The organism is Vibrio sp. YIC-376 (assembly GCF_052353105.1).
In the GTDB taxonomy this organism is placed as follows: Bacteria; Pseudomonadota; Gammaproteobacteria; order Enterobacterales; family Vibrionaceae; genus Vibrio.
In genome coordinates this window covers 172,656-190,469 of record NZ_JBBWFK010000007.1, presented here as the reverse complement: position 1 = coordinate 190,469, position 17,814 = coordinate 172,656, and the positions used below count along the sequence as shown (strand labels likewise).

General features: G+C 45.7%; 14 protein-coding genes. 7 read left to right on the top strand and 7 right to left on the bottom strand.

The genetic code is table 11. The annotated features are described in order from the left end of the window. Positions 1 to 184 precede the first annotated feature (184 nt). From galE to galM, 4 genes are all read left to right on the top strand, one after another. Positions 185 to 1,204, top strand: a complete 1,020-nt coding sequence (gene galE, locus WJM94_RS14980; RefSeq protein ID WP_444494996.1) for a UDP-glucose 4-epimerase GalE — start codon at positions 185 to 187, stop codon at positions 1,202 to 1,204. 77 nt (positions 1,205 to 1,281) lie between these two features. Beyond that, positions 1,282 to 2,358 (top strand): UDP-glucose--hexose-1-phosphate uridylyltransferase, encoded by a 1,077-nt coding sequence (locus WJM94_RS14975; protein WP_444494995.1) that lies wholly within the window; start codon positions 1,282 to 1,284, stop codon positions 2,356 to 2,358. A gap of 87 nt (positions 2,359 to 2,445) precedes the next feature. Beyond that, positions 2,446 to 3,606, top strand: a complete 1,161-nt coding sequence (gene galK / locus WJM94_RS14970) for a galactokinase (protein ID WP_444494994.1) — start codon at positions 2,446 to 2,448, stop codon at positions 3,604 to 3,606. A gap of 9 nt (positions 3,607 to 3,615) precedes the next feature. Further along, entirely contained in the window at positions 3,616 to 4,680 is a 1,065-nt protein-coding gene (galM, locus tag WJM94_RS14965) for a galactose-1-epimerase (protein ID WP_444494993.1), read from the top strand. A gap of 145 nt (positions 4,681 to 4,825) precedes the next feature. Here galM and WJM94_RS14960 read toward each other — a convergent pair whose 3' ends face one another. Both WJM94_RS14960 and WJM94_RS14955 read right to left on the bottom strand, forming a co-directional pair. Continuing rightward, a complete protein-coding gene (locus WJM94_RS14960) occupies positions 4,826 to 5,824 on the bottom strand; it encodes a substrate-binding domain-containing protein (RefSeq protein WP_444494992.1) in 999 nt (332 codons plus the stop codon). 207 nt (positions 5,825 to 6,031) lie between these two features. Next, positions 6,032 to 6,583 (bottom strand): gamma-glutamylcyclotransferase family protein, encoded by a 552-nt coding sequence (locus tag WJM94_RS14955; RefSeq protein WP_444494991.1) that lies wholly within the window; start codon positions 6,581 to 6,583, stop codon positions 6,032 to 6,034. Positions 6,584 to 6,766: 183 nt separating this feature from the next. Here WJM94_RS14955 and WJM94_RS14950 point away from each other — a divergent pair, with 183 nt between their 5' ends. Further along, a complete protein-coding gene (locus WJM94_RS14950) occupies positions 6,767 to 7,951 on the top strand; it encodes an NnrS family protein (RefSeq protein WP_444494990.1) in 1,185 nt (394 codons plus the stop codon). Between the two features lie 80 nt (positions 7,952 to 8,031). Here the strand turns inward: WJM94_RS14950 and WJM94_RS14945 are convergent, their stop codons facing one another. The 5 genes from WJM94_RS14945 to WJM94_RS14925 form a co-directional block, all read right to left on the bottom strand. Beyond that, positions 8,032 to 8,979 carry a CorA family divalent cation transporter gene (locus WJM94_RS14945; protein WP_444494989.1) on the bottom strand — a complete coding sequence of 316 codons (948 nt, stop codon included), beginning with the start codon at positions 8,977 to 8,979 and terminating at the stop codon, positions 8,032 to 8,034. 151 nt (positions 8,980 to 9,130) lie between these two features. Then, on the bottom strand, positions 9,131 to 10,690 hold the full coding sequence (gene glpD / locus WJM94_RS14940) for a glycerol-3-phosphate dehydrogenase (RefSeq protein ID WP_444494988.1): 1,560 nt from the start codon (positions 10,688 to 10,690) through the stop codon (positions 9,131 to 9,133). A gap of 177 nt (positions 10,691 to 10,867) precedes the next feature. Continuing rightward, on the bottom strand, positions 10,868 to 11,659 hold the full coding sequence (locus WJM94_RS14935; RefSeq protein WP_444494987.1) for a DeoR/GlpR family transcriptional regulator: 792 nt from the start codon (positions 11,657 to 11,659) through the stop codon (positions 10,868 to 10,870). A gap of 170 nt (positions 11,660 to 11,829) precedes the next feature. After that, complete coding sequence (glpK, locus tag WJM94_RS14930; RefSeq protein ID WP_444494986.1) at positions 11,830 to 13,347, bottom strand: glycerol kinase GlpK; 1,518 nt, start codon at positions 13,345 to 13,347, stop codon at positions 11,830 to 11,832. Between the two features lie 315 nt (positions 13,348 to 13,662). Then, complete coding sequence (locus tag WJM94_RS14925; protein ID WP_444494985.1) at positions 13,663 to 14,514, bottom strand: MIP/aquaporin family protein; 852 nt, start codon at positions 14,512 to 14,514, stop codon at positions 13,663 to 13,665. A gap of 720 nt (positions 14,515 to 15,234) precedes the next feature. Here WJM94_RS14925 and glpT point away from each other — a divergent pair. Beyond that, positions 15,235 to 16,599 carry a glycerol-3-phosphate transporter gene (gene glpT, locus WJM94_RS14920; protein WP_444494984.1) on the top strand — a complete coding sequence of 455 codons (1,365 nt, stop codon included), beginning with the start codon at positions 15,235 to 15,237 and terminating at the stop codon, positions 16,597 to 16,599. 56 nt (positions 16,600 to 16,655) lie between these two features. Further along, positions 16,656 to 17,711 (top strand): glycerophosphodiester phosphodiesterase, encoded by a 1,056-nt coding sequence (gene glpQ / locus WJM94_RS14915; protein ID WP_444494983.1) that lies wholly within the window; start codon positions 16,656 to 16,658, stop codon positions 17,709 to 17,711. Positions 17,712 to 17,814: the final 103 nt, after the last annotated feature.

The window sequence follows — 17,814 nt, the reverse complement described above, 5'->3', positions numbered from 1 at the left end:
CAAATGTGTAATTTAGTGGAAACGTTTACACTATTTGAGGTAGATCACGGATCTGGGACGGCATTGGTTGTTAGACTTTTAACCAGTTAAGAGGTCGGCGTACCTACTCAGTGTCGGTTAAACAGGGTCAATCGACATTGAAGCAGGAGGCAAACATTAAGCTGCAACAGTGGAGAAGCAAAAAATGAAAGTTCTTGTCACAGGCGGTATGGGCTACATCGGCAGTCACACATGTGTGCAGATGATTGAAGCGGGTATGGAGCCAATCATCATTGACAACTTGTGCAATGCCAAGGTCGAAGTTCTCAGCAGAATTGAAGCGTTAACAGGCAAGCAACCTACGTTTTATCAGGGCGACGTTCGTGATGAAGACTTCCTGGATTCGGTATTTGCGAAACACGAAATCCAAGCTGTTATTCACTTTGCTGGCTTAAAAGCGGTGGGTGAGTCGGTTGTTAAACCATTGGAATACTATGACAACAACGTAAATGGCTCACTGGTATTGGCGCGCAGCATGCGTAAAGCGGGCGTGAAAAGTATTGTGTTTAGTTCATCTGCAACGGTATACGGCGACCCGGACATCGTGCCTATTACTGAAGATTCGCCAACTGGCGCAACCACCAATCCGTATGGCCGAAGCAAATACATGGTGGAAGAGTGTCTGAGTGATCTGTTCAATGCAGAAAATGATTGGAGTATCACTTTGCTGCGTTACTTCAATCCTGTTGGTGCTCATCCGTCAGGCACCATGGGTGAAGATCCACAAGGTATTCCAAATAACCTGATGCCGTTTATAGCCCAAGTAGCCGTAGGTCGACGTGAAAAACTGTCTGTTTTTGGTAACGATTACCCTACACCTGATGGCACTGGGGTTCGTGACTATATCCACGTTATGGACTTAGCTGATGGCCATATTGCTGCGCTCAAAGCCGTAGGCGAAAAATCAGGACTACACATTTATAACCTCGGTACAGGTAAAGGCTCAAGCGTACTCGAAATGGTTGAGGCGTTTGGCTCTGCTTGCGGTAAGCCAGTTCCTTATGAACTGTGTCCTCGCAGACCCGGTGATATTGCAGAGTGCTGGGCCAGCACTGAAAAGGCAGAGCGTGAGCTTGGCTGGAAGGCAACGCGTAGTGTCGCGGAAATGACGGCGGATACCTGGTTATGGCAATCCAACAACCCCCAAGGTTATTCCCCTGAGTAATTCAAGCCGAGCTGCAGCTCCAATCTCATCGAGAAATGCAGTGAAAAGAACGTATTTTTGAAAGTTGAGTAAGTAAGATGTCGAATGTTGAATTTAATCCAGTGGATCATCCACACCGTCGTTACAACCCGCTGACTGGTCAATGGATTTTGGTATCACCACACCGAGCAAAGCGTCCATGGAGTGGTGCTGATGAAAAACCTGCGATGGACGAATTGCCGAGTTACGACGGCAAGTGTTTCCTGTGTCCGACCAACGAACGTATTTCAGGTGACGTGAACCCTGATTACCAAGGAACCTATGTGTTCAATAACGATTTTGCGGCTCTGATGGTGGATTCACCAGATGCGCCTGAGTCGGACAACCCATTATTCAAAACTCAGGGCGTACGTGGTTTGAGCCGAGTGATCTGTTTCTCACCGGATCACAGCAAAACGCTGCCTGAATTACCAGTGAATAAAATTCGCGGTGTCATTGATACATGGGATGAGCAGATTGAAGAGTTAGGTAAAGATTTCATCTGGGTTCAAGCTTTTGAAAACAAGGGTGAGACCATGGGTTGTTCTCAGCCTCATCCACACGGTCAAATTTGGGCGAACAGCTTTTTACCTAATGAGATCGAACGTAAAGAGCATAACCTAAAGGCGTATTACCAAGAGAACGGCAGCAACCTACTGGTTGATTACGTTCAGGCTGAGCTAAAAGACGGCTCACGAATTGTTGTTGAAACCGAATACTGGGTTGCGGTTGTGCCTTACTGGGCGGCCTGGCCATTCGAAACCATGCTGCTACCAAAAACACACATTCGCCGCATGAGTGAGCTGAACGATGAGCAGCGAGATGATCTTGCTGTGGCTATCAAAAAACTGACCAGCCGTTATGACAACTTGTTCCAGTGCTCTTTCCCTTACTCGATGGGCTGGCATTACGCGCCGTTCTTCGAAGAAGGAACAGACATTGACCATTGGCAGCTGCATGCGCTGTTTTACCCGCCACTGTTACGCAGCGCGACAATTCGTAAATTCATGGTGGGTTACGAAATGCTGGCAGAAAGCCAACGAGATTTAACCGCTGAACAAGCGGCACAGCGTCTGCGTGATTTGAGTGATGTTCATTACAAAGAAGATCCTAGGGGACTAGATCCTAGGTCCTAGAAGTGTCGCCTGTATTCCGTAATCTGTATTCGTTTTCCTAGGACCTAGCTATCTAGGATCTAGGACCTTTAATAAAGAGATTTAACTATGTCTGATCTAATCCAAAATGTGAAAGCCTCTTTTGAGCAAGTATTGGGCTATGCACCAAGTCATATCATCCAAGCACCGGGTCGCGTCAATCTGATTGGCGAGCACACTGACTACAATGACGGTTTTGTTCTGCCGTGTGCGATTAACTACCAAACTGTCGTTGCTGCCGCAAAGCGCGACGACAATCTAGTCCGTGTGGTTTCCGTTGATTACGGCAATGTGGTGGATGAGTTTGATATCAGTCAGGACATCACTTTCCAAGCAGACAAAATGTGGGCGAACTATGTTCGTGGCGTAGTGAAGTGTCTGCTTGCACGCGGTTATCAGTTCACTGGTGCTGATATCTCTGTGAGCGGTAATGTTCCACAAGGTGCTGGTTTAAGCTCTTCTGCTGCGCTGGAAGTGGTAATAGGTCAAACGTTTAAAGTGTTGTTTAATCTGGAAATCAGCCAGGCAGAAATTGCATTAAACGGTCAGCAGGCAGAAAACGAATTCGTCGGTTGTAACTGCGGCATAATGGATCAAATGATTTCAGCGGAAGGTCGTGAAAATCACGCGATGCTTTTGGACTGCCGTAGCCTTGAAACTGAAGCTGTATCAATGCCAGAAGATATGGCGGTGGTGATCATCAACTCGAATAAAAAGCGTGGTCTGGTTGATAGCGAATACAACACGCGTCGTCAGCAATGTGAAGAGGCAGCTCGTATTTTTGGCGTTAAAGCACTGCGAGATGTGACTATTGAGCAGTTCAACGAAAAAATCTCAGAACTTGATGAGTTGGTAGCCAAACGTGCCCGTCACGTTATCACTGAAAATGATCGTACTGTAGAAGCTGCGCAAGCTCTGCGTGCTCATGATATGAAGCGCATGGGAGAGTTGATGGCGGAATCGCATGCTTCGATGCGTGATGATTTCGACATTACGGTCAAAGAGATCGACACTCTGGTTGAAATGGTCAAAGCAGTGATTGGCGAGCAGGGCGGCGTACGTATGACCGGTGGTGGTTTCGGCGGCTGTGTTGTGGCGTTGGTTCCGCCAACTTTGGTTGACGAAGTGAAAGCAACCGTTGAAGCGAAGTATGAAGCTGCGACGGGATTAAAAGAGTCGATTTACGTTTGTCAGGCAAAAGAGGGCGCGGGTCTGGTCGACGTGTTGTAAGGATAAATAATGGAAGCAGTTTTTAAACAGTTGGAACAGACGATGGCACAAACGCCGTCGTTTGATGGTCAAACCGCCAATTTAATCCACTTAACCAATGCAAATGGCATGACGGCATCGTTTATGGATATTGGAGCGACGTGGCTGAGTTGTACGCTTCCCATTAACGGAGAGCACCGCGAAGTGCTGCTGCGTTCAGCAAATATGGCAGAACACATGAAGCAGAGTGCGTTCTTTGGCGTTATCGTTGGTCGCTTCGCCAATCGTATCGCGAAAGGACAGTTTGACGTTGACGGACAGCGCTATCAACTTGACATCAATAATGGTGAAAACGCGCTTCATGGTGGCTTAAACGGGTTTGATAAAAGGCGCTGGACGATCGTAGATCACAGCTCTCAGCAAGTGGTATTCATGCTGGATTCTCCAGATGGTGATCAAGGTTACCCTGGAAACCTCAATGTCAAAGTTACCTATAGCTTATCGAATGATAATGAGTTGATCATCGAATATGGAGCGAGCGTCGACAAGACTTGCCCGGTGAATTTAACCAATCACGCGTACTTCAATTTAGCGGGAGAAGGCAGCGAAGAGAATGCGTTAGCGCATACATTGCAACTGAACGCGGCATACTATCTGCCAACCGATGCGGGGTTAATTCCAACCGGTGAGCAAAAGCCAGTTTCAGGAACAAGTTTTGATTTCACTGAGCCTAAGTTGATTGGGAAAGACTTCCTTGCAGAACAAGATCAGAAAACCGCTGCTGGCTATGATCACGCTTTTGTGCTCACACCTGAAGTGAGCGATGGTGTGTCTACTGCTGCGGTTCTGATCGCTCCGCAAGAAGATGTCGTGATGAGAGTAAAAACCACCAAACCTGCGATTCAGGTTTATACCGGAAACTTTCTAGCGGGTGCGTTTGGCACGAGCAAAGTATACGAGTCGTATGATGGTCTTGCCTTGGAAACCCAATATTTTCCTGACGGACCAAACAAACCAGAATGGGGACTCAACAGTGGGGTGTTGAGTTCTGGGGGTTGCTATCAGCACCAGACTGTTTATCAGTTTGAATTTTAGATAGCCTTTTCGGTGGGCGATTACCAGCTTAACTAATGAGTTGATCATTATCGTCCAGTAGCGATATGAACAGTTACGCCCACCTTTTTTTAAATCTTAAGTCAGTCAAGACCGCAACCAAATGTGGTCAGCTCTTATTGCTCATCTATATTTTTGCCACAGAATCTCGGCGCACTAAAGTCGGACTAAAAATGATCGTCTCATCTTCAACTTTTTCATCGCGTGAAAGCGCTAGTGCCAGACGAGTGGCCCGTTCTGCCATCATCTCAATAGGGTAGCGAATAGTGGTCAAACCTGGATGGACGAATCGAGCAATTAACCCATCATCAAAACCTACCATCGAAACCTGTTGCGGAACTTCAATACCATTTTGATCTAAAGCGGCTAATGCACCCGCCGCCATGTAGTCGTTATAAGCGACGACACCAGTTATCTCGAGAGATTTGGTCAAAAGGTTTGTCATTGCCACTTCGCCGCCATCACTGTTTGGTTCACCATATTCGATATAACTTTTTGATAGCTCAATACCATGCTCTTTTAGTGCGGCCTGATATCCTTGTAAGCGTTCATTGGTATCTTCGATATCGTGAGAAGAGGCGATACAGGCAATCTTACTATGTCCGTGACGAATCAGATATTCAGTTGCTAAGTATGCACCTTTGCGGTTATCCAGAGAAATACAGCGCTCGGCCAGTTCTGGAATATGACGGTTGATTAATACCATTCCTTTGACTTCTTTTGCGTAGTCGATCAGTTCCTCGTCAGATAACCCCTTGGCGTGAATGACAAGCGCATCACAACGGCTGTTGACCAATAATTCTAAAGCCCGGCGCTCGTCCGCTGCATTATGGTAACCGTTGCCAATTAATATGTGCTTTCCGTTTTCACGAGCCACGTTGTCGACAGACTTGACCAGCGTACCGAAGAAAGGATCGGACACATCGCTAACCAACACGCCAATAGTATTGGTGCTCTGGCTTACCAATGCCCGAGCGGCGGCATTTGGTCGGTAACCGAGTTTGCTCATGGCTTGAGTAACGGCATCAATGGATGATTGGCTTGCTTTAGGTGATTTATTGATCACTCGAGATACCGTCGCTACCGATACGCCGGCTTCTTTTGCAACATCTTTGATGGTTGCCATATTTGACCTTTATGTACTAGAACATTTGACTGGAAGTATTAAACACCCAATGTGTAATAAGTGCAATTTGGCTTTTTTGGTTATGAGGCATTGAGCGCTTACTCTATGTAAATAATGAATTTATTTCAGTGTAAACGTTATCTTCGAGAGGGAACCCGACTAAGCTCCTCTGTCTCAGTCGGGAATGACGCTTTTTAGGGGAAGGTACTAAGCATGTTGCGCAATCAGCGCGTCAATCAATTCGTAGTGATGATCTTGAACCCCGGCCAGATTACCGTATTTAGGTTGGTGGCGATCATTCTCTTTCGCATGCTGCCAACCAACCGTATGACGAACAAAATGCTCAGCAAAAGCATGAGAAACTTCCAGGCATCCCGCCATAACGGTATCAACGTAAGTTTGCATAATCGGGCTGTTAGAGCAGGGCGGTAATGGCGCATCTTTTACATAGACCCAAATGGCGTGCTCGCGATTAAATGACAGCTCTGTCTCGATTTGTTCAGGGCGAATTTGAATGCGGTGATAGCCACGTTCGCGGCGATCGAACTCTGCTAAAGCGGTTTCATCGACTTCAAGTAGTACCCCATTTACTTGTCCTTCACCTTCGTTGACGATCAGTGGAGACAGGGTGTAACTGTCATCGATTTTTCCCCAGTAGCGCACTAGTCCGTGAGCGATGACAGGAATAGCCGTTCCCGTTTGTCCGGTTAACTTGCGCGAAGCAGAATTGATTAAGCTGCCATAGCCGAATATGTACATCTTATTTGTGTCCCTTACTTTATTACGAGCATTACTAGCTTTATACCTAACCGTTCGGAGAAGCACAACTTTACCCCTAAAGTATAATCTTGCTTATAAACATGTATATTTTATGTATGTTTATGTTAGCATCGATTTTGTAGCTGAATTAACCAGCATCGACTGAAGCTTGAGGGCAAGATAATGCTGAACATCACCGATAAAAAAGTGGAAGAGAAAATCCCTGCATGGCTGCGTTTAGGGTTTAGGCCGTTTTTCCTATTTGGCGCTATTTATGCCGTTGTTGCTATCGCTCTGTGGGTGTGGATGTTCCAGACCGGCCAGCCAAGCGCACTTAATGTCCCTGCATTATGGTGGCATGTACACGAAATGTTATTTGGTTTCTCAATGGCTATTGTCACTGGGTTTGTGTTGACGGCGGTGCAAAACTGGACTGGAATCAACGGCACTAAGCACTACACACTTTTAGCGATTTTTGGCTTGTGGCTTGCTCCCAGAATACTGCTTTGGACGCCCATCCCGTTATGGCTAATCAGCATTATTGAAGCGCTGTTTTTGCTGTCTGTGGCTTATGAAGTTGGTATCCGTGTTTATCAATCAAAAGGGTGGCGTAATCTGTTCTTTGTTCCACTTTTCTTATTGGCGATTTTTGCTAACTTTGCCAGTTATGCGACGGTAAAAGGCATGCCACCGTTTACTTCCTCTGCGGTGTGGCATGCCATGCTGTGGTGGTTTACCTTGCTGCTGTCTGTGATGGGAGCAAGGGTCATTCCATTTTTTACCGCACGTCGATTTAACTTCGAGAAAGCTCAGCCTTTAGCGTGGCTTGATTGGCTGGCAAACTTGCCACTCGTGATGTTGTTTATCTTGAGCTTCTTCCCTGTTACGTTTTTGGAACTCGGCAACCCTTTGATGTTATTTGCTGGTGTTGCTCAGCTAATTCGTTTCTTGCGCTGGAAGCCTTGGCTAACGTTGAGCGAGCCGTTGGTGTGGTCACTGCATGCCGCGTATTTGTGTTTGCCGGTAAGTTTACTGTTGCGTGGGGCCTGGGGGGATGCATTTGCAAGCCATAACTTGATTCACTTGTTCGCAATAGGCGCTCTGGGTGGCTTGATTTTAGCGATGATCGCTCGCGTAACCATGGGACATACAGGGCGTATGATTTACAAAGGCCCAAATATGAGTATTGCCTTTGCATCGATTATTGCTGCTGCGGTGGTACGGAGCTTTGCGGTGATATTTGATCCGGCAAACATGATGCTCTGGATTGATATCAGTGGCGGGTTATGGATTTTAGCGTTTGGTCTGTTTGTGTGGCGATTCGGCGTTATGCTGATTACGCCGCGTATTGATGGCCACCCGGGCTAAAAGTGTAGGCTAATTGGAAGAGGAGAGCGCATCTCCTCTTTTTGGTGTCTTAGCGAAACTATCTAAACTACTGCGAATGCTTACTCGTCGTCGCTTTTGTTGGTCAACCCAAAGCGTTTTAACAGCAGCCATTCCAGAGCAAAGATCACGATTAGCGCAACACAGAACCAAGTGAAAGCGGTCGCGGAGTCAACGCCAGGCATCCCACCAATATTGATACCAAGCAGGCCGGTTAAGAAGCTGGTTGGTAAGAAAATGGTCGCGACAAGAGTAAATAAATAACTGTTTTTGTTTGTTTTTTCATCTCGGTTATGTTTTATCTCATCTTGAAACAGTGCAACTTCCCCAAGATAAAATTCAATAGTTTCGTTGATGCGCGTAATGTTGTTGTGCGCGAATCGATACTGATGAGGTCTGGAGACTACTAAATCAGAGTTGGATTCAAGCAAGTCTCGAATCGCGTACTGTTGCGGGCGAATAAAGCGCTTGATGGAGATTAGCGCCTTTTGAGCCGAGATATGTTTATAGGTTGACTCGTCATTGACATCAAAGTGATTCAGGGTTTCTTCAATGGTGTCTAAGTAATGATCGATTTTGCCGTTCAACCCTTCAATGATTTGATTGAGCAAGCTGGCGAGACTTTTTGGTCCTTTCTGCTCAGCTAACGCCTGGCGAATTTCCATGATTGCGCGTGATGGTATTTTTCGTGTTGAAATGAGTGCGCCTTGAAAATACAGAATGCGGATACTAAGCATATCTTCAGGAGCGGCATTTTCATTCATGTTGATGCCACGCAGGATCAGCATGAAATTTTCGTCGTCCAGAGGATGGAAAGACGGGCGGCTCTCATCGGCGAGTAAATGGTCTACGGTGGCACGAGGAACCTCGTTGCTCTCTAGCCATTCGCGAATACCAGGATGCAGCCTTTCACAGTGGTACCAGTGCTTAGCTTTGATCTCTTGTGATGTCGTAGATTCTTGAGTTGCTACTGGGGTTGAAAAATCCCAATGCTCAATCATAAACCCCATATTCTTTTCCTTATCATGAGATTACGTGCAGTAAACGTCTGTTAAATGAGTATGATTGCATTTCAATTGAAAAGTCTACGAAAAGTTTCCCTGGGGGAATCAAAACAAAAAAGCCTGCAGTTTTGCAGGCTTTAACTTAGGTAAGTGATGTTTAACCAACTTCGCAAAGGTTGACTACTTTTTGCTGCAATTTTCCTTTTAAGTACTCTGCCAACGAGAGTTTTTCGTCATCGCTCATGTAAAGGCCAAGTTTTGTTCGGCGCCATAAAATGTCTTCGTCAGTGAGTGCCATTTCATGGTTCATTAAGTAATCAATTTCGCGTTGATATACGCCGCCAGCTTGTGACGAGAAAGTTTGTCCTAAATCGGCCATGCTCGCAGCATCAGCCATTAGATCCCACGTCTGAGTACCAAACTGAGTCACATAACGCAGAATCAGTGCTTCTGGTGCCCATGAGTACTTGGTATGAATTTGTTTCGCCAGTTGCTCGCGGCTACAGCTGAAATTTCCGCCCGGTAACGCTTGGTTGGCTGTCCAGTTACCGCCCATTTGTGGCAGGAATGGAGCCAGCTTTTTCATCGCCGCTTCGCCCAGTTTTCGGTAAGTCGTTAATTTACCGCCGAACACTGACAACAGTGGCGCTTGATCTAATTCTGCATCTAGCTCTAACGTGTAGTCTCGGGTGATCGCTTGCGGCGAGTCTGACTCATCATCACACAGCGGACGCACGCCACTGTATGTCCATACCACATCTTCTCGTGTTAGCTGGTGGACAAAGTGCTGGTTAACAATATCGATCAGGTAATCGACTTCGTCATCAGAGATTGCGACTTCTCGTGGATCGCCTTTGTACTCTACATCTGTTGTGCCGACAATTGAGAACTTGTCCAGGTACGGGATCATAAATACGATGCGGTTATCTTTATTTTGCAGAATGTAAGCTTGCGGCTCGTTGTGGATTCGAGGAACCACGATGTGTGAGCCTTTGATTAAGCGAATATTACGAGGTGACGCTTGATCTAATCCTTCATCAAAGAACTGTTTTACCCAAGGACCTGCGGCGTTAACCAGCGCTTTCGCTTTACGTTCAAAACGTTGATCTGTCATGACATTATGGATCGTGACATGCCAAATATTACCTTCTCTATGGGCTTTTTCTACTCGGCAGTAGTTACGAACTTCAGCGTGGTTTTCACGTGCGGCGAGAATATTAAGTAAAACTAAACGCGCATCATCGACCCAACAATCTGAATATTCGAAACCCGTTTTTATTTCTGGTTTTAATAAACCTGATTTTGCCAGATTAACAGTTTTACTTCCCGGTAGAGTCGTACGTTTACCCAAGTTATCGTAAAGGAACAAGCCACAGCGGATCATCCAGGCCGGGCGTAAAAATGGACGATGAGGTAAGCGGAAACGCATTGGCAAGGCGACATGTGGTGCTTTACGAAGAATAACTTCACGCTCAGCGAGCGCTTCCGAAACCAAACGAAACTCATAATGTTCAAGATAGCGTAGGCCACCATGAATCAGCTTAGAACTTGCTGAAGATGTTGCAGATGCAAAGTCGTTAGCTTCATATAAACCAACACTCAAACCACGACCTGCAGCATCGGCTGCAATACCAGCCCCGTTGATGCCGCCACCGATAACGATCAAGTCTAAAGTAGTGGATGAGTCTGTAGTGGAAGCATTTTTTTGTATACTCATAAATTTGACCTCTTGGTGAGCGAACGAGCATTTTAGAACATGATTCAATCCTAACTTAGGTTTCGTTTTTGGTCATTATTTATTTTCGTTTTTGAGCGTTTGTGTGATTTGGGCACAAAAAAACCTCTGTCTAATTAAGGCAGAGGTCATTTGAAGGTTCAAGTATGAGCGATATATTTATTCTGATGCTTCTATCACGCCATTAGTTTTTACTACTTCAAGAGGGATCGATGCTTCTTTTAAGATGGACAAAATTTCTTCGGGAGGCTGCTTGTTGGTAAATATCATGTTTAACTGCGCAATATTGCCCAGTTTCACCATTGCATTGCGGCCAAACTTAGTGTGGTCAACTGCGAGAAATACGCTGCGGCTATTGTCAATAATCGCTTGCTTCACGCGTACTTCATGGTAATCGAAATCCAGCAATGAACCATCGAAATCAATGCCACTGATACCAAGAATGCCAAAATCGAGGCGGAATTGTTTGACGAAGTCTAACGTTGCTTCACCGACGATACCGCCGTCGCGGCTTCGCACCTCACCGCCAGCTAAGATGACCTTGATCTCTGGGTTAGGGAACAGAATGGTTGCTACGTTAATGTTGTTGGTTACAACTCGAAGCTGTTTGTGGTTTTTGTTAAGCGCGCGCGCAATCGCTTCGGGTGTCGTTCCGATATCTATAAATAAGGTTGCACCATCAGGAATGTGCTTTACCACTTCTTCTGCAATGATATCTTTTTCATTGAAATTAAGTGCTTTACGCGTGTTGTAGGATGTATTTTCAGAACTGAGAGGTATGGTAGCACCACCGTGATAACGACGAATTTTATTGTCGTCTGCGAGTTCATTAAGATCGCGTCGAATGGTTTGCGGACTGACATTGAATCGTTCAACTAACTCATCAGTGCTGACATAGCCTTGTTTTTTCACCAGTTCAACAATCTGTTGGTGTCTCGGTATTTGCTTCACTTACCACTCCCTTGTGCACTGGTGACAGCCAATGCTTCAAATTCGAAAATAGAAACTCGCGCTATTGTGCTCGAACTCGTTCGTTATGAGAAGTAAAGCGACCAAGGAATCGGGGGTAAGACGCAAAAAAGAGCGCTCAGAAGGCGCTCTTTGTTCTTATTGGTGAAGAATTAATCTTCGTCGTCGTGAAGCTCAGACCAGGTTTGTGCACATTTTACTGCACGCTTCCAGCCTTTGTAGCGACGGTTACGTTTTTCTTCGTCTTCATGAGGTTCAAACGTACGATCGATGACGGCTTTACCTTGCAGTTCGTCCAGACTATCCCAATATCCTACTGCCAGTCCTGCCAGATATGCTGCGCCCAAGGCAGTAACTTCGGTGACTTGCGGGCGAAGTACCTGTGTATTTAACACATCCGCCTGGAATTGCATTAAGAAGTTATTCGCGACAGCTCCACCGTCTACACGGAGGTTTTCAAGCTTGATTCCTGAATCGGCTTGCATCGCATCCAGTACGTCGCGAGTTTGGTAAGCGATACCTTCCAAGGTTGCACGAATAATGTGGTTGGAGTTTACGCCTCGAGTCAGGCCAACAATAGTACCACGTGCGTATGCATCCCAGTATGGAGCACCAAGACCTGTAAATGCAGGAACGACGTACACACCGTTTGACGTGTCCACTTTTGTCGCGAAGTATTCAGAGTCTTCTGCGCCGTTAAGAATCTTAAGTTCATCACGCAGCCATTGAATGGACGCACCGCCCATGAATACTGCACCTTCCAACGCGTATGCAGGTTCACCTTTCGGACCACATGCTAGGGTAGTGAGTAGGCCGTGTGTAGAAGTAACTTTTTCTTGACCGGTATTCATCAACAAGAAACAACCCGTACCGTAGGTGTTTTTTGCCTGACCGGCTTTCACACACATCTGGCCATAAAGCGCGGCTTGTTGGTCACCCGCAATACCAGCGATAGGAATACGAGTACCACCTTTACCACCAATATTGGTTTTGCCATATATTTCAGAAGAACGTTTTACTTCTGGCATCATCGATGCTGGAATACCCAACTCATCCAGCAGTTTTTGATCCCAACATAGGTCGTTGATATTAAATAGCATCGTACGCGAAGCGTTGGTGTAGTCTGTTACGTGTACGCGGCCTTGAGTCATTTTCCATACCAGCCAAGTATCAACCGTACCAAATAACAGTTTGCCTGCTTCTGCGTCTTGACGCGCGCCTTCTACATTATCAAGAATCCACTTCACTTTTGTGCCGGAGAAGTACGGGTCAAGCACTAAGCCTGTGTTATCACGCACGTAGTCCTCTAATCCGCGGCGTTTTAGATCTTCACAGATTTCTGCGGTGCGGCGACATTGCCAGACGATGGCGTTGTAAACTGGTTTACCCGTTTCTTTGTTCCAGACAACCGTGGTTTCACGTTGGTTGGTAATACCAATGGCAGCTAATTGGTCGCTTCGGATGCCTGATTTAGCCAAAGCTTCAACCAAGGTCGAACTCTGCGTCGCCCAGATTTCCATCGGATCGTGCTCAACCCAGCCTGCTTGCGGATAAATCTGAGTAAATTCGCGCTGAGCGACGCTAACGATGTTTGCGTCATGATCAAGAATGACGGCGCGAGAACTTGTTGTGCCTTGGTCTAGGGCAACAATGTATTTTTGCTCAGTCATGGTAAGAATCCTTTTGTTTTGTTATTTATATTTTATACCCAAATGAATTCAAGATGCCGGATTCAGAGCGTTGTCACTGATGCTAGTTCAAGGAAACTAACGCAGCGGAAGAGCAAGCTCTTTCCAAGTTATTTGACGCAGAAATTGTGTCAGTGACACGCTCCCGAAGGGCGAGTTGTCTTGACTCACAGTCTTTGTTAACGATTTTTGATTTAGAACCACTAGATCTTCAAATCGTTGCCGCGTCTGAGAGCCAAGTCATTCTCGCTGAACCAAGCATCTCGAGGTTATTTGGGTATACTGATTAGTCAGTGGTTAAGCTCGAGCTTCTTCTGTCTCTTCCGTGTCACATTGGTTTGGGATAGTACAACCGTGACCCTGCTGCGGAAGATAAGCAGCAATTGCTTTCGGATATAGCCAACCACCAAAGCAGGCACCTGCAATAGGGGCGAGGACCGGAATGATAAAGTACGGGATATCCTTGGCGCCAGTCAGAGCATAATCCCAGCCAGCAAAGTAGGCGAACAGCTTTGGTCCAAAGTCACGCGCTGGGTTCATCGCAAATCCCGTTAGTGGGCCAAGCGAGCCACCAATAACCGCAATAAGAATACCAATCAATAGTGGATTCATTGCCCCACGAGGTGCCCCATTACTTTCATCACCCAGTGCCAAAATCGCAAACATTAAAACGGCGGTAATAACAAACTCCACCGCAAAAGCACCAGAGAAAGAGAGAGAAGCGTGTGGGTAGGTCGAAAAAATTCCCGCCGTTGCTAAGGCCTCTTGGCTACTACGTACGAAATTGTGTGCGATTTCATAATCAGTAAAGAGGTTGGCGTACAAGCTGTAGACCAAAGCGGCAGAGCAAAACGCGCCAAGTAATTGAGCGATAATGTAAGGCACTACTTTCGCTTTATCGAAGCCGTGGAACATGGCAAGTGCAATGGTTACCGCTGGGTTAATGTGTGCGCCTGAAACGCCGGCAGTACAGTAAATAGCGATGGTTACACCTAATCCCCACACTATGCTGATTTCCCATTGTCCAAAAGAAGCGCCTGTTAGCACCAAAGCCGCAACGCAGCCAACGCCGAAGAATATGAGTAGTCCCGTACCGATAAACTCGGCCAAACATTCTCCGAGCAGAGAGGGGTGTTTGTTGGTAGTCATGTTAAGAGTCCTATGGTTATTTTGCTTATCTAGCACGATAGTATTGTGCATATATAATCGGTTTCGAAAATAAACGAGCATTAAAAGTGAGCGTTTGAGCATAAAAATGTTAATCAAACTCTTAAATTTTGTTAAATAGCGCATCTTTTAATCATAAAGGAAAGCTCGTTGAACAGGTTTTCTGATGCTTACGGAGATTTTGTTGTTTAAGTTACCTGTGTGAAAACTATTGCACAACTGGTAAGAGGAGTTTTGTGAGGCGGCTTCGCTAAAGACGATTTGTGCCCCAGTTTTTGCGCAAGAAATAACCCTAATTGAGTAGATAAAGAAAGGTTTTATAAAGGCTTAGATAGGATCGCTGACGCGAACTTGGTATTTGGTTTGATATTGAGCGGATGAATATTCACAGCATTGAGCACGGCCTATCCTTAGATCTCAGTGGATACAGAGAGGACATATTTGTGTGATTTCGTTACTTGCTCAATGTGTGTTCCTTTTTGAACGAGTACAACATTAACTGAATATGCGTAAAATTGAACTGGTGTCTAATTAATTATTTCTAATTTACTGTATTTACTAGTATTTAATTTATGTGCAACATTTATCACAGAAATTAAGTACTAACCTCTTACAATGCGATTTCTTTCGAACGAATGTTTGTTTTGTTTCGTTTTTTCTTTTTCGATTCTTTACCATCGCATAATACATAATGAGGTTCCTATGTTTGGAATATTCAAACCTAAGGCGCACATCGATCGTCTGTCCCCAGACAGTATTGATAGCACCTACTCACGTCTACGTTGGCAGCTTTTCATCGGTATTTTTGTTGGATACGCTGGCTATTATCTGGTTCGTAAAAACTTCAGTTTGGCGATGCCTTATCTGATTGAGCAAGGCTTTAGCCGTGGTGATCTGGGTGTTGCTCTTGCGGCTGTTTCTATTGCATATGGTCTTTCCAAGTTCTTAATGGGCAGTGTGTCTGACCGTTCCAACCCTCGCTACTTCCTAAGTGGCGGTCTGTTAATGTCGGCACTCGTTATGTTTTGTTTTGGGTTTATGCCTTGGGCAACAGGCAGTGTAACAGCGATGTTTATTTTGCTGTTTTTAAACGGGTGGTTTCAGGGCATGGGCTGGCCTGCTTGTGGCCGAACTATGGTGCACTGGTGGTCACGTAAAGAGCGTGGCGAGATTGTTTCGGTTTGGAACGTTGCCCATAACGTAGGTGGCGGTTTGATCGGACCATTATTTATCCTTGGTCTTTGGGCATTTAACGACGACTGGCGTACCGCATTTTACGTTCCTGCATTTTTTGCCATTTTAGTCGCTATTTTTATCTGGATGACGGTTCGCGATACACCTCAATCTTGTGGTTTGCCTCCGATTGAAGAGTACAAAAATGACTACCCAGATGATTACGACAAATCTCACGAACAAGAAATGACAGCGAAGGAAATCTTCTTCAAGTACGTATTCAACAACAAGTTGCTATGGTCGATTGCGATAGCGAACGCATTCGTATACCTGATTCGTTACGGTGTTTTGGACTGGGCGCCGGTATACCTCAAAGAAGCGAAGGATTTCTCGGTAGATAAATCTTCTTGGGCTTACTTCCTGTACGAGTGGGCGGGTATCCCAGGCACGTTATTGTGTGGTTGGATTTCAGACAAGCTGTTTAAAGGTCGCCGTGCACCTGCAGGTATTTTGTTTATGGCCCTCGTAACAGTTGCTGTCATGGTTTACTGGTTCAATCCAGCTGGCAACCCAACGGTAGATATGATGGCGCTGATTGCAATTGGCTTCCTGATTTACGGTCCTGTGATGTTGATCGGTTTATATGCGCTTGAATTAGCGCCGAAGAAAGCGGCGGGAACAGCTGCGGGCCTGACAGGATTGTTTGGTTACTTAGGTGGTGCCGTTGCTGCAAACGCGATCCTTGGTTACACGGTTGACCACTTTGGCTGGGATGGCGGTTTCATCATCTTAATCGGTTCGTGTATTACTTCTATCGTATGTTTGACCTATGCAATGTTGGGCGAACGCGCGCATCACGAGCAAAAAGAGCGCGAAAAGGAAGCGCTAGCGTAATATTTATTTAAAGAGGCAGTGGAATACTGCCTCTTCGCTTTATCAAGGAAATAACAATGAAAACAACGTCAGTTTGCCTTACATTTTTGGCGCTTAGCTTATCTGCTGGAGCGATTGCGAAACCTCTTGTGATTGCTCACCGAGGCGCATCTGGCTATTTACCAGAGCACACCTTAGAAGCCAAAGCGCTTGCTTATGCTATGAAACCCGACTACATCGAACAGGATGTGGTGATGACCAAAGATGATCAGTTAGTGGTTTTGCATGACCATTATCTGGATCGAGTTACCGATGTCGCTGAACGTTTTCCGGATCGTGCGCGTAAAGATGGCCGCTACTATGCGATTGACTTTACGTTGGCAGAAATCAAATCGTTGCGAGTAACAGAAGGGTTTAATATCGACGATAACGGCAACAAAGTCGCTGGATACCCAACTCGATTCCCAATGTGGAAATCCGATTTTACTGTCCCGACGTTCGCCGAAGAAATTGAGTTGATTCAAGGGCTCAATAAAACATTGGGTTACGACATCGGTATCTATCCCGAAATCAAAGCACCTTGGTTCCATCGTCACGAAGGGAAAGACATTTCTAAAGCTGTCCTGAAAGTATTGAAACAGTATGGTTACGACTCGCAAGACGACAAGGTGTATCTACAATGCTTTGATGCTAATGAATTACAGCGCATTAACAGTGAACTGATGCCTGAGATGGGCATTGATCTGAAGCTCGTTCAGCTTATGGCTTACACCGATTGGAACGAAACTATGGTCTACAATGGCGATACCGCAACGCCGTACAACTATGACTGGATGTTTGAAGCGGGTGGAATGAAGAAAGTCGCCGATTATGCAGAAGGTATTGGTCCTTGGAAACCGATGCTTGTCGATGATAAGTCCACCCAAGATAACATCGTTATCAAACCGTTGATGAAAGCAGCAAAAGACGCTGGATTACAGGTACATCCTTATACTTTCCGTGCTGATCCGGGACGTATTCCCGCTTACACCGTTAGCTTCGAAGGTATGATGGATATCTTCTACAATCAGGTGAAGGTTGATGGTTTGTTCACCGACTTCCCTGACAAAGCGGTAAGTTTCCTAAATAAGTAACTGATATCCCAAAGTTGCAGAAATAAAAATCCCCCGACAGTTTCCTGTCGGGGGATTTTTTTAAAGACCAAATCAAAAACAGACTATTTGTTTTTACGGATTA